General features: G+C 65.8%; 11 protein-coding genes. All 11 read right to left on the bottom strand.

The window, feature by feature from the left end; all coding sequences use genetic code 11:
• Positions 1–2: 2 nt before the first annotated feature.
• Entirely contained in the window at positions 3–617 is a 615-nt protein-coding gene (locus BJF87_RS14560; RefSeq protein ID WP_139319502.1) for a hypothetical protein, read from the bottom strand.
• Positions 618–637: 20 nt separating this feature from the next.
• A complete protein-coding gene (locus BJF87_RS14555; RefSeq protein WP_075863382.1) occupies positions 638–859 on the bottom strand; it encodes a hypothetical protein in 222 nt (73 codons plus the stop codon).
• Entirely contained in the window at positions 856–2880 is a 2025-nt protein-coding gene (locus BJF87_RS14550; RefSeq protein ID WP_084813199.1) for a cutinase family protein, read from the bottom strand. Before BJF87_RS14550 ends, BJF87_RS14555 begins: the two co-directional genes overlap by 4 nt.
• Positions 2881–3034: 154 nt before the next feature.
• Complete coding sequence (locus BJF87_RS14545; RefSeq protein ID WP_075863381.1) at positions 3035–3898, bottom strand: hypothetical protein; 864 nt, start codon at positions 3896–3898, stop codon at positions 3035–3037.
• 53 nt (positions 3899–3951) lie between these two features.
• Complete coding sequence (locus tag BJF87_RS14540; protein WP_075863380.1) at positions 3952–4890, bottom strand: IS3 family transposase; 939 nt, start codon at positions 4888–4890, stop codon at positions 3952–3954.
• Positions 4887–5177 (bottom strand): transposase, encoded by a 291-nt coding sequence (locus BJF87_RS14535; protein ID WP_075863408.1) that lies wholly within the window; start codon positions 5175–5177, stop codon positions 4887–4889. Before BJF87_RS14535 ends, BJF87_RS14540 begins: the two co-directional genes overlap by 4 nt.
• Positions 5178–5200: 23 nt before the next feature.
• Positions 5201–5710 carry a hypothetical protein gene (locus tag BJF87_RS14530; protein WP_075863379.1) on the bottom strand — a complete coding sequence of 170 codons (510 nt, stop codon included), beginning with the start codon at positions 5708–5710 and terminating at the stop codon, positions 5201–5203.
• Positions 5707–6336, bottom strand: coding sequence for a hypothetical protein (locus tag BJF87_RS14525; protein WP_075863378.1), 630 nt, complete (start codon positions 6334–6336; stop codon positions 5707–5709). The genes BJF87_RS14530 and BJF87_RS14525 overlap by 4 nt, the downstream gene beginning before the upstream one ends.
• Positions 6337–6375: 39 nt before the next feature.
• Positions 6376–8055 carry a peptidoglycan DD-metalloendopeptidase family protein gene (locus tag BJF87_RS26775; protein WP_139319501.1) on the bottom strand — a complete coding sequence of 560 codons (1680 nt, stop codon included), beginning with the start codon at positions 8053–8055 and terminating at the stop codon, positions 6376–6378.
• A 12-nt stretch (positions 8056–8067) separates the two neighbouring features.
• Complete coding sequence (locus tag BJF87_RS26280; protein ID WP_075863376.1) at positions 8068–10296, bottom strand: hypothetical protein; 2229 nt, start codon at positions 10294–10296, stop codon at positions 8068–8070.
• Positions 10296–12346: ATP-binding protein (locus BJF87_RS14510; RefSeq protein WP_139319500.1), on the bottom strand; the 2051-nt coding region annotated here is incomplete at its 5' end. The genes BJF87_RS26280 and BJF87_RS14510, both read right to left, overlap by 1 nt.

Raw genomic sequence — 12346 nt, 5'->3', positions numbered from 1 at the left:
GATCAGATCAAAGGTGGTGCCGATCGGCAGTCGAAGGCTCGACGGTTGCGGCGTGGAACTTGCTGAGGCTGATGGCTATCGGCCGAAGATTCGGTGGCAGACGATTCGGTGGATTCGGTGGCAGATGGGGTGGTCGACGTCGGGGTGGGCGATTCGCTGGGATCGGCCGTCGCGCGCGACGTTGTGGTGGTCGTATCGTTGACACGCTTGAACTGGATCACCGAGTTCTCGACCGGTGCGCCGTCCGCGGTGACGTGGCTGATGGTGAGTACACCGATCTTGTCGGTGGGCGCGGTGTCCGGGGTGCTCGGGGTGTCATCGGCGCGGGCCAGGCCGATGCCGGTGCCGACGATCAAGACGGCGAACACCATCACGACGATCCCCACAGCACCTCGGGCGTGGAACACGCCGTTGCGGTGGTCGACCGCGGTGGTTTCGGATGTGCCGACGCCGAGTTCACCCGCGACGCTGATCGAGTTCGACCCGTCGCGTTCGGTCAGTGCTGAGACGTCGTAGTGCACGACATCGGGGACGTGGGTGGGGGGCATCAGCCTTACCTCCGCCGGATCGGTATGCAGACGCTCACGGCGGGACAGCTGCAGACGGGTGTGTGTCATCGCACGACCTTTCTGAGTGATCAGATGGTGTTGGCGGCGGCCGGGGCGGTGTGGGTGTAGGCCTCGGCCGCTGTGAGGATGAGGTGTTCGTTGGCGGGATCGTCGAGATCGATACCGCTGGTGGCGAGTTCGCGGGCCAGACCGGTCAGGTCAATCTCGTCGTCGGGCCTGAGGTCGAGAATGTCGGCGACCACGAGTTCTGCCGACAGACATTGCCCGGGGTGGTGCGGGTGGGTGGTCATACGCTGGTCCCTCCGATGACGGTGGCGATGCGTTGGTTGATCCAGTCGGCAAGCCATTGGGTGGCGCTGCGGCCGTGTTGGTCGACGGTGAGCTTGCCGTAGCTGACGTGGGACTGAGAGCCGAAGAACGCTGCGGCGTCGAGCCCTTGAGAGACCAGCTTCATCAGGTCGCCGGTGTTGCTGGAGGAAGCCAGCTCGGTCAGCGAGCCGGCGAGGCCGGCGAGGTTCTTGTTCTGGCCGGCCTGGATCATCGACGCTGCCTGCGAGGACACCTGGGTCGACTGGCCCAGCAGCTGCGGGTCGGTCTTGGCTGCGGTGCCGGTGAGCATGCCGGTCGCGACCGAGGCGATGTCGAGCCCGACGGGGATGAGTCCGGCCAGCGCGGTCGGGTTCTTGAGTGCGGCCCAGGCGACTTCCTGTGCTTGGCCGATGTCGTTGGCCAAGCGGACGATGTCGACGTTGCCGATGATCGAGAGCACCATCGCCGCGATCTGGGTGTAGCCCTGCGGGTCCGGGATCATCGCCAGGACCTGCGAGGCGGCTTTGAAATCGATCTGTGCGGCCATAGCCACCAGCGGCCGGAACAGGTTGTTGAGCTCACCAGCGATGCGGTGACTTCCGTCGATGTCGGCGGCGGCGATCCGTGCGGGCAGGGCTTGCAGGTTGGCGATGATCTTGGGCAGGTTGGCCGCCATTCCGCCGACCCCGCTGGCAACGTTGGTGAGCTGGTCGACGAGGACCTGGGGCTGCAGCACCGAGAGCACATTGCTGGCCGTGGTCAGCGTGTCAGCAGGGGTCGCCGCGACAGGGGCAATCTGGTCGGACAGGCCTTTGGCCGTGGAGGTCAGTTGCTGGGCCTGCGGGGTATTCGCCGGAAGCGATGAGGTACTGAGCTGGCCGGCGGTCTGAGCGAGCTGTCGTGCGGTGCCCACTGCTTGGGAGAGGTCGGCCTTGTTTACCGCGCCAAGCACGGTGGACGCTGCGTGCTCGGGTGAATCTCCCGGTGCCGAGCCGAGTCGTTTGGCCAGTCCAGGATCGCCCGCGACCGAGTCGGCGATGTCGATGAGCGGAGAAAGAGCATCAACCAGAGACGACGCCGTATGGGCGAGCTGGCTGGGGTTGACCGAACCGTTGGTCGGAGTGGCCGCGCTGGTGAGGTCGGCATGGGTGGCACTGACACTGCCCAAAGCTTCCGGATCGAGATTGCTGGTTAGCGAGGTAGCCAGTTCGTCGGCGCCACCAGGACCGCTCGTGGCCGAGTCGGTGGTGGGACGGGTGGGGGTGGCCCCGCTCTGGCTGAGGATGGTGCCGAGGCTGGCAAGCAGGCCATCGCGTTTGGCGTCGACGCCGCAGTAGAGGTCTGCGCTGCGGCCGGGACCGGCGGGGGCGCAGATGGTAGCCACCTTGCCGGACAGTGAGCCCATCCCCTGTTGGCGGGGCCCGGCGATGCCGGTGGTGCCCGCCGGTTGCGGTCCCACGCCGACCTCCCCGGGACTACCTCGCTTGGGGTCGGCGAGCAGAGCTACGGCCAGGACCTGCTCAGGGGTGATGGGGCCCTTGCCGTTGCCGATGTTGCTGGCCACGTCGCCGGCGACGTCAGCCCCCTGAGAAAAGCCGCCGAATGCGACCTTGATCGCCCGGCAGGCGGCCACGATCTTTGACAGCTGCGTGTTGAGTGCGCGGACACCGTTGGCCTTCGACGCACCATAAGTCGCCTGGCGGAACGCGTCGGCCGTGTAGGGGGTGTAGATGATTTGTACTGCCGCACCATATTTCGCCGAGATGGGGTCGGTGATTTGCTTGAGCATCCCGGTGGCTTGGTGCGGACTGGCGGTGGGCGTGGTTTCCCAGGTGCCCGGCACCATCACCACTGCCACCTTCGGGCAGCTCGGCGCCGCCGAGGAGGCCGCGGGCGTAAGGAATGTCGCGAACACGGCGATGATGAGGCTGATGCACGCGGTAGGAATGCCCACTGCTGTCGACCGGTTGAGCCGGCGCCGTGACGCATTCGCGACGTTCATCTTCGCTGTCCCCTCCGCAGTTACACGAACATGTAAGCCATTTATCTACAACAAATATATGCACCATAGTACTACGGCGCTCCCCCGAACGACGTGTGGTTTAGCTGGTTACGGGCGTGTCACCGCCTGGCGCGGCGACCGGTGTTCCTGTGCGTTATGCAGGCGAAGTGAAGGATGTCAGAAGTGCGCGCATCCCCTCGGGGACGGTGTGGGAGGAAGCCACCACCGGGTAGTGCAGCTCAGGGAGTGCGTCTGGTCGCGGATGGGTCTCAAATCCCGTCGTTGCCGCGGTCTGAAGTGTCACGACGTAGCCGATGGGATTGGGCTCGATCGACCACCGCGGCGCGGACCGATCAGGCTCGTCGAGGGGGTCGAAACCGAAGCGCTCAACACGTTGTGCGCGGGAATGCCGGGCGGCTGCTCTGTTGAGCGTCTCCCATGTGGTGTCCCTGGCGGAGTAGATGCTGTAGCCGGCGGCCACGGCGCCGGCGGCGGCGAGTGCGAGCCAGACCGGGCTCAGCAGAGCCGTGAGGACAAGTCCCGCCAGAGCGATCACCACCGCAGCATCACGCAAATATCGCAGCAATGTATGCCGGCGTGCGCGGGGCATCCAGATGCCGGTGGCGTGCGCGGTGCGTTCCTCGGCGGTGATGGTGTCGAGGAGTTCTTGCCAGTGCTGATGCCAGCGTTCGTCGATGTCGGCGATCCAGGTGGTGATGGTGTAGGCGCGTGTGACCCAGTCGGTGAAGAACTGCCCGTCGCTGGTTTGCCGCCAGATCGCGAACGCCTGGCGGTCGTGTTTGAGCGAGTCGTGGGCGTAGTCCTGGGCTAGTTGGCGTTGCTGGTGCCAGTGTGCGAGCTGCGCATCGAGATGCTGCGCTGTCGGCGCATCGTTGGTGGTAGTGGCCTCGCGTAGTTGGCTGGACAGATCGTCGATGTGGCGACCGTACTGTTCGTAGTCGACGTCGAGACGTTGCTGCTCGCGGCGATAGAGCCAGATGTCCTCGGCCATGGTCATGTAGTCGTAGTCCGTGGCGGGCTGTGGTTCCCCCGGAATCGTGGAGGACTCCTCTATGCGGCTTCGGGCTCGGTCAGTGCGGCGTTCTCGTAGTCGACCGGACTCACCATCCCGATCGTGCTGTGCCGGCGCTGGTGGTTGTAGAAACCGTAGCACCACTCCAACACGACGGCCCGCGCCTCCATGATAGTGTTGAAATCATTGCGTGACAACACTTCCCACTCCAGGGATGAGAAGAATGCTTCGGCGGCGGCGTTGTCGAAACACGATCCGACGCGCCCCATCGACTGCCGGATACCCATCTTCCGGCACAGCTTGGTGAACCGTTTCGCAGTGTACGTCGACCCGCGATCGGTGTGAAAAATCAGCTTCTGCGCATCGTCGTCACGCCATATCGCCTGCTTACCGCCCCGCGTGGCGACCGCCATCTCGATGGCCGCACACGCCAACGCAGCATCCGGGTGGCGACTGGTGGCCGCACCCAACAGACGGCGACTGTAGAGGTCGATGACCGTGGCCAGATACAGCTTGCCCGCCGCGGTCGGGATCTCGGTGATGTCTCCGACCCACCGTTCATCGGGGCACTGTGCGGTGAAATCGCGACCCAACAAATCGGGGAACTTCGGAGCGGTTCTGTCCTGGCGGGTCAGCCCGTTGCGCCGGCGGATCCGCCGCGCCACCAGGCCCTGACGACACATCGAATCAGCGACAGTCTTCTCGGTCACCGTCCACCCGTCAGCACGCAGATCCGCATGCAGGCGCGGCGACCCGTGCAGCCCGCGGGCCTTGTCGAAGGCCACCGCGACGGCACGGTCGATGGTGTCCCGGCGGTAGTCGCGTGTGGTGTGCAAACCCGTTGCCGCACCCGGTGATTGGGACCGGTTGTGCCATTTGTAGAACCACGCCTCGCTGACCCCGAGTAGCCGGCAGCTCACCGCGTGTGGCACCCGGTACTTGGTCCTCTGGTCGGCGACAAAGCGTGCCACGCTCACTTCGTCGCCTCCTTCACCCACAGGACCACCGATCGCTTGAGGACATCACGCTCCATGCGCAGCTCGGCGACCTCGTCGCGCAACCGTTTGAGCTCAGCAGCGTCATCAGGGGTCAGCTCGCCGCTGCCCTCCCGCTCGGCGCGCGCCCGGTTGACCCAGTTGCCCAACGTGCCCTCGTTGACCCCCAGGTCTCGGGCGACCTGGGCGATCGGCTTACCTGTCTCCTCGACGATCCGGACCGCCCCATCACGAAACTCCCGGTCGTACTTCTTCCGCTTCTCTGGCATCGTGCTCCTCATTATCGATGCCTCTACGGTTCGGGGGGAACCTCAGTGGCGGGCTCCACAGTCGAGGAGGCGGCGGGCGCGGCCTGCGGTTCGTCGAGGTCGGCCTTCGCGTGCGGTGTGGTGAGGTGGGTGACGGCGCGCAGCGCATTGGGTAGGTCGGTGTCGGTGCGTAGCAGTGTTGCGGTGGCGTTGGCCGGTGCGGGGTATTGGGCAGTGTCGGGCGACAGTTCGCTGCGTTCGTAGTCGCCCAGGGGCATGACGGTGGTGACGATGTCGTCGAGAGTGGTGGCGAGATCGCCGCAGCGGGGGCACTCGGCGGGGAATCGTTGATCGCGCAGGATCGCCCAGTGCTGGTCGCACAGCAGGTAGTCGACATTGGTGCCGGCACAGCAGTCCCGCACGGTGACGCCGTAGTTCACGGTGCGTGGTTGGGCGATGGAGTACAGAGCGCACCAGTCGCAGGTCAGGTCGGTGTCCTCGCTCATCGCCGCTGCCTCTCGTGTGTGGTCATGGTCGTTGTCGTCGGCGGTCATTGCTGGACTGAGAGTCTAGTGATGTGCCAGGCGCCGGTGGCGTCTTTGGTGACGGTGGTGTATGCCGCGAACGGGGTCGGTGGGCGCCCGGCAGGTCGTCCGTCGGAATCGGTGACTTGGTGGGTGACGGTGACGATGCGCGACACCGCGGTCGGCGTGTCGGGGTTGTCGTTGCCGCCGGGGATCGCCACGGTGGCTTTCACAGTGGCGCGTGCCTGTGCCCACTGGCGCCATTGGGCTCCGGTGACCGGGGCCAGGGAAGCGAATCCGGCGTCGATGCCGGCAGGGCCGAGCAACGGTTCGGCGCGGCGGGCGGCGGCGAGTTGTGTGGCGTCCTCGCTGGGCCGGTAGGTGAACAGCGTTTCGAGTCCGGCCTGCATGACCGCGATCGGGTCGGCCGGGTCGATGTCGGTGAACGGTTCGGCGAACCGTGGTGTGGCCGAGTCGGTGCCGCCGGCATCAGCATGCGCGTCGTGCCCTGGGGCGATGGTGACCGGTGAGGTCGAGGTCGGTGATGATGTGTCCGCAGATGGGTGTTCGGTGAAGGCACCGCCCAGTGCGAGTACAGCGGCGATTAGCGCGGCTACAGCGACGAAGGTGGCGGCGATGGCCAGTGGTCGTTTCATATGGAAGGGCCCCCAAGGCTTTCGGTTGTGTTGTGCGGGTTAGTGGTAGCGGCGGAAAGTGATCGGTGTGGAGAAGCCGTTGTGGATGTTGTCGATGCGGACCTTGGCGCCGGATTCGGGGGCGTTGACCATCTTCCCGCCACCCATGTAGATCCCGACGTGTGTGGCGCTGCCTTGGCCTCCGAAGAAGACCAGATCCCCCGGTTCGGCATGGGCTTCATCAGGCACCGCGATGCCCGCTGCCGACTGTGTTTGGGAGACGTCGGGAATGACTTTTCCGGTGGCTTTGTGGACCGCGTATTGAGATAGGCCTGAGCAGTCCCAGCCGGGGATGGCGTAGTCCTGGTGGGCGTCGCCGGCGCCGCCGTCTCTGATTCCTGTGGTGGGTCCGTTGAGGTCGCCACCGCCCCAGGAGTAACGGATACCCATCTGGGACGCGGCGGCGGCGACAATGTTCGGTCCGGCAGGCCCCCCGGGGCGAAATCCCGGGATGTCGGCGCTGCCGGGCACAGGTGCTTGCGGGAGGCATGCTGCGCCGCCGGGCGCGGCGACGTCGCCGCCGGGAGGAGCGGTGCCGCTGGGGTTGGTGCCGGTAGTGGCCCACGCGGCGGGATTGATAGCGTGGCCGCCGTCGAAGTCGCGGTGACCGCCGTCCCACACTTCGAAATGCAAGTGGGCACCAGTGGATTGGCCGTTGCTGCCGACCTTGCCGATGAGTTGTCCGGCGGTGACTTTCTGGCCCTTCTTGACCAGGACGCCATCGGGATACATGTGGCCGTAGACGGTGGCGAACAGCTTGCCGTCGATCTGATGGTTGATGACGATCCACTGCCCGAAGCCACTAGCGGGTCCGGCGTCGACGACCGTGCCGTCGGCGACGGAGTAGAACGGCGTATTGGTGGGAGCGGCCAGGTCGATCCCAGCGTGCTGCGCGCCGTCGCGCGGCCCGAAAGGCGAGGACACCTGGTAGGTACCGTCTTTCATCGGTTTGACCTGCGTGCCCGGCGATGCGCTCTGTTGCGGCACCGTCGCAGCGGCGTCGCTACCGACGCTCTCGACATAATCGGTGACCTGCGAGCTGTCGGAGAGCGAGGCCACGATCTTGCTCGCCGATCCCATGAATTCCTGATAGGCAGCGGCGCCGGTGGCGTTGCGCTGCACTGTGGTGGCCGCTTGGGCGGGGTCCATGTTCTCCCACCCGGGCACCTTGATCAGGGCGTTGAGGAACCGGTCGGTGGCGATCGCCGGGTTCATCAACTCTTGGGCGGTGCCCCATCCGTACTGGGGTTGCTGCTGCAAGAAGCCGACCGAGCCGCCATCGAAGCCAACGCCATCGTTGGGCAGCGACATCGATTCGGGCACTGCTGGATTCGATAGATTCCGCAGTCCGGATTCGTCTTGCCCGACCGCGATGACGATGATGCCTGCTTTCGCCGGCAGTTTCCGGGCAGCGACCCTGCCGACCGCGGTCGCGGCGATCCGTGTCTGCTGCGGGTTCAGGCCGGCGATCTGGGCCCCGCCGGGAGCCAGCTCGAGTGTCGGGATCGGCCCACACGCTCCGTTGCTGCCGCTGAACATCATCACCAGCATCAGCGGCGGTAACAGGAACACGACCGGTACGACGGCGAGCAGTATCAGCCACCATCGGCGCTTGCCAGGGGCGGCGGCGGGGGCGGGTGTTCGTGCTGGCGTAGGCGGTGCAGGCGCAGTGACTGTCACGGCCAGCCTCGCTTAGCGAACGCTGGTGGGCTGTGGCCCACCAACCTGGCCACCGGCCCGCCGGACAGCATCACGGGGCGGCGGTGTCGGCCGGGGCGCCGGCGGGGTCTGTGCCGGCGCCGGCCGCGGGGCAGGTGTCGGCTGGCCGGGAGAGCCCGTAGCGCGGGGTGTCGGCACCCAGACCTCCGTGCCATCAGCCGCTGTTCGCGGACGGAAGCTGCGGCTGTCCTCGGCCAGCGACCGGACTCGATCGGTAGCGGAGCGGGTGTCGGAGGCCCGGGTAGCCCCAGACACCGCACCGCGGGCGGAAGCGACCGGTGGAGCGCTGGTGCCGGCGGGGGTCAGCGGGCGGTTCTGGATGTCGCGGGCCTTGGTGACGGTCTCATACAGCGCCTGCGAGCGGCGCCGGTTGTCGTTGGGAGTCGCGGCTGCGCTACCTCCGCCCGGGCCCATGGGGAGGGGAACAGGGCCTGACGGCTGGGCAGGGGCGTCGGCGGCTGGGACATCGCCGTCAGTGCGAGCGCCTGAGGTGGTCTCGCCCAGTTTGGCGGCCACGGCCGCCGCGGTCTGGGTGGCGGCGTACTCGGCGCCGATCTTGGCTGCTGTCGCAGCGACAGCAGAGGCTCCGCCGGTGCCGACCGCGGCCACGGCTTGTCCGCCGCCGGAGACCACCTTGCCGACGGTGCCCCCGACCTTTCTGGCGGTGTTGTAGCCGTGTTTGACCGCATGGGCGCGGGCCAGCATTTCATGTGCCGATGGTGCGGTCTTGTGTTTCACTGCCACCGGTGACGAGCCGGGTCGCCGCGACATGATCTCGGTGAGCCGGTCGGACCATTTGTTGAGTCCGAGCATGCCTTTGCGGAACATCACCAACGCGATGAGGATTAGGACGTCGGCGACGAGCACGGTGGCCATCAACTGCGCACCGTCTTTGTCGAAGACCGAGGTGATGATGATGCAGTAGGCGCAGGTGAAGATGACCGAGAAACACACCTGTAGCAACGCCATGGCGACATCGGCCAGCGACCGCATCAGTTGGGTCCGGAACATCGGTGCGATGCCGAGCAGGCCGCCCGGGATCAGCTTCACTCCGTTCCACAACGCCACCACGGTCGCCAGCACCACCCGCCCGGCGAGATAGAGCGCGAACAGGAAGACCAGGCCTGCCGCGGGCAGCAGAAACATTGAGGCAATGGCCTGTTCGGGGCCGGGGTTCTCGGCGTAGTCCTTCATTTGATCGCCTTGGGGGCATTTGCCGACCGCGTCGCGGACATGGGCCTTGGCGTCGTCCCCGCCGGGCAGCACACTGTCGACTGCACCGCCGACCAGGGGGATGTCTTCGACGCTGTCGCGGATCTCACCGAGGGTCGAGCGGTCGCCGGGCTTTTTCAAGTAGGCCTCGTCGAAGGCTTTGACACATGCGGCGGCGCCGTCTTGTTTCGAGGTGTCCAGAACGCGCCCGAAGTTCAGCAGTTGGGTGGGCTGGCGTATGAATGTGTCGGTGAGTTGTCCTGTGAGGTCATCGATCTGGGCATCGGGGTTGCCGTTGGTGTTGCCGTCGTTGCTGATGCCGGTGGCAACCTCGAGTGAGTAGTCCTTGGCCTTGGAGATCAGTCCGTCCTCGCCGGCGAGAGTGGCCACGGGGTTGGCCAGGAATCCCAGCACGCCGGCGGCGATGATCAGCGACATCAGCAGCTCGTAGAGTCCGGTGGCATAGCGGCCGCGAAACAGCCACAGCGCCACCGCTAAACCGGCCAGGGTGAGCATCAACGGCCGCATGTGGAGCTGCCCGGTCAGCGAGGTGACTGCGTCTGCGATGTCGGAGATGGGACTGGTCACCATGTCGAGCCACTTGAACGACAAAGCCTGTTTGATGAACCAGATCGCGATCATCACCACGCCGCGGTAGGCGTTGTACTCCAAGTTGATGATCCACGCCCACACCGCCTTGATGGGGCTGGTGACTCCACCTTCGTCGATCGACAGGTAGTAGTCGGCGGAGTTGATGCCGTGGGAATCCTTGATGTTCATCCAGCCGAACAGATTGCGCAGAGTACTGCTCGCGGTACCGTCTGCCGCATCAGCGGTCGGCGCGAAGACCAACAGAATCGCACCGATCAGATGCCACACGACGGTCAGGATCAGCAGGCGCCGTGCCCAGCGTCGCGCCCACACCCATCGAGCGGCGGCGCGGACCGGACGTGGCCACTCCAGGCGGATACCGGGAAGCTGCGGGTGCATCAAAGCGCCTCGGGGGTCAGGGTCTTCGTGGTCTTCTTCTGTGGGGTAGTCGAGCCTGCGGTTTGGCGGTCGGTGCGGAACGAACGCAGGATTTTGATGCGGCCCACTGCGCCGGAGGCATCACGCATGTAGCCCTCGCCGCGGCGTTCGGGTTTGACGTAGGGCTTGTCCTTGGCGTGGCGTGCTGGGCGGGTGATCGGAGCGGTGTTGCGGGTGTACTCCTCCAGGACGTCTTCGGCGTCGGGGTCCAACCCCACCCAGTCCAGCGCTTTCCGAGCAAGAGTTTTGTCAGTGTGACGCATTGCGATGCGGGTCTTGAGTAGGCCGCGCAGTTCCTGGCTGCCGAACTCGCAATCCTGGTCGCCGAGGATCGCTGCGGCGTTCTCCTTGCGGCCGCGTTTGACGACTTCGGTGATGATCTCCAGACCGTCGGCGCCGGACAGGATGTGGGCGACCTCGTCGGTGACCAGTGCCGACATCTGGGCGGGGTCGGCGTACATGATGCCTTGGGACAGTTTGGCGATGTGGGTGTAAATGACGTGGCCGTACTGCTTTTCGGGGGTGAGGTTGTCGAACAGGTGCTCCTTTTCCATCTGTTCGCGTGAGGGCAGCGAGACGTCTTGGGTGCGAAACACGATCGCGGGGGCCTCGATGGGTAGCGGGGGCAAGGTCTCGTCGAACAGGGCGCGGGCGTAGGTCTTGCGGGCGTGGACCTCCAGGGCGCGGCCCACCTCGAGCGCACCCTCGAGGTCGCAGTCGCCCGAGAGCAGATGTTTGACCAGGCCGCCGGTGCCCAGGTAGGGGTGGCGGGCTCGGTAGCTGTCGGAGAGCACGTCGGACAGCAATGTCGCGCGCGAATCTTGCACGCGAAGTCGCAGCAGCGCGCGCAGGATGGTCTCGGTCTGTTCAGCACCTTTGGCGCCGTCGAAGATGAGCAACGGGTCGAGGCTGTAGACCGCGTTGACCATGTCGACGACGACCGCGGAGGCCACCGAGGCCGCCCAGCGCGCGTACTCCCCTGATGCGGACTGGTCGATGACCAGGATTTGTCCACCGCGATCGACGATCTGGCCGGCGATGACCTTGATGGTCTCGGACTTGCCGGCGCCGAGTTCACCGGTGACGCCGATCGAGTTCGACACGTCGCGTTCGGTCAGTGCCGACACGTCGTAGTGCACGGCGCTGGGGACGTGGGTGGTGATGCACAACGCCAGCAGCGGTCCGCTCGGATCGCCCAGGGAGGCGGCGACGACCGGAACGAACGCACCGAATTTGCCGCTGGTGGTGATCTGGGTGAACTCGGTGAGTACCCGAGGCGCCGGGGCGCCCGGCACCATCGCCCACCACAGATCTTCCTGATAGCCCAAGGGCTGGGCGAGGCGGAACTGTTGGCTGGCGAACTCGTTAGCCAGGGCGGTCGCGGCCGCCGCGGCTTGGGCTGCGGTGGTGCCGGAGGTGGCGAAGATCGCCGTCCAGCCGACCTCGATCTCGTTCTTATCTGATTCGAGCAGTGTGGAGTATTCGGCGAGTGCTTCGGCCGCGACGTCGAGGATGCTGCGGCCGGTGGACAGTTCCCCTTCGCGCTGGTGGAACTGGTCATTGAGCTGTTTGAGCGCTTTGCGGTTGCGGCGCAGCACATCTCCACCGGCTCGGGTGACGATACGAATGGCGAAATCAACGTCGACAGGGATTTTGGTATCCGGGCGCGACGGGTCCTCGACGGTGATGGATTCGGCCAGGGTGAAGAACTCCGAGCCAGGAAAGTGGGTGCCGCCGGCGGGAGTATCAGTGATGACCGACAACGTCTGATAGGACGGCGGGGGCGGGTCGACCTCCCACGGGGTGTCGATCTTGAGCACGGTGGTGAACCTCGATGGTTTGGACTTCCCGCCCGAGTCAGCTCGGTCACTCAGGGCGCCCTCGTCGAGCCGAGCAGCCGTCAACGCGCCGGCTGTTTTCGATTCAGGAGTGTCGGCGGCCACCGGAACATCGGGATCGACGAACAGGCCGCGTCGCAGCATGTGATTCCACAACCACACCGCTTGCGCCG

Origin of the sequence: Gordonia sp. CNJ-863 (assembly GCF_001942325.1) — a bacterium.
Classification (GTDB): domain Bacteria; phylum Actinomycetota; class Actinomycetes; order Mycobacteriales; family Mycobacteriaceae; genus Gordonia; species Gordonia alkanivorans.
Note: the sequence above shows the minus strand (reverse complement) of the source record. Positions and strands in the feature narration are given on the sequence as shown.

Excerpts from the sequence above, each read along its gene's own strand:
- BJF87_RS14560 (WP_139319502.1), bottom strand. The coding sequence starts at position 617 with ATGACACACACCCGTCTGCAGCTGTCCCGCCGTGAGCGTCTGCATACC.
- BJF87_RS14545 (WP_075863381.1), bottom strand. The coding sequence starts at position 3,898 with ATGACCATGGCCGAGGACATCTGGCTCTATCGCCGCGAGCAGCAACGT.
- BJF87_RS14525 (WP_075863378.1), bottom strand. The coding sequence starts at position 6,336 with ATGAAACGACCACTGGCCATCGCCGCCACCTTCGTCGCTGTAGCCGCG.
- BJF87_RS14550 (WP_084813199.1), bottom strand. The coding sequence starts at position 2,880 with ATGAACGTCGCGAATGCGTCACGGCGCCGGCTCAACCGGTCGACAGCA.
- BJF87_RS14530 (WP_075863379.1), bottom strand. The coding sequence starts at position 5,710 with ATGACCGCCGACGACAACGACCATGACCACACACGAGAGGCAGCGGCG.
- BJF87_RS14535 (WP_075863408.1), bottom strand. The coding sequence starts at position 5,177 with ATGCCAGAGAAGCGGAAGAAGTACGACCGGGAGTTTCGTGATGGGGCG.
- BJF87_RS14555 (WP_075863382.1), bottom strand. The coding sequence starts at position 859 with ATGACCACCCACCCGCACCACCCCGGGCAATGTCTGTCGGCAGAACTC.
- BJF87_RS26280 (WP_075863376.1), bottom strand. The coding sequence starts at position 10,296 with ATGCACCCGCAGCTTCCCGGTATCCGCCTGGAGTGGCCACGTCCGGTC.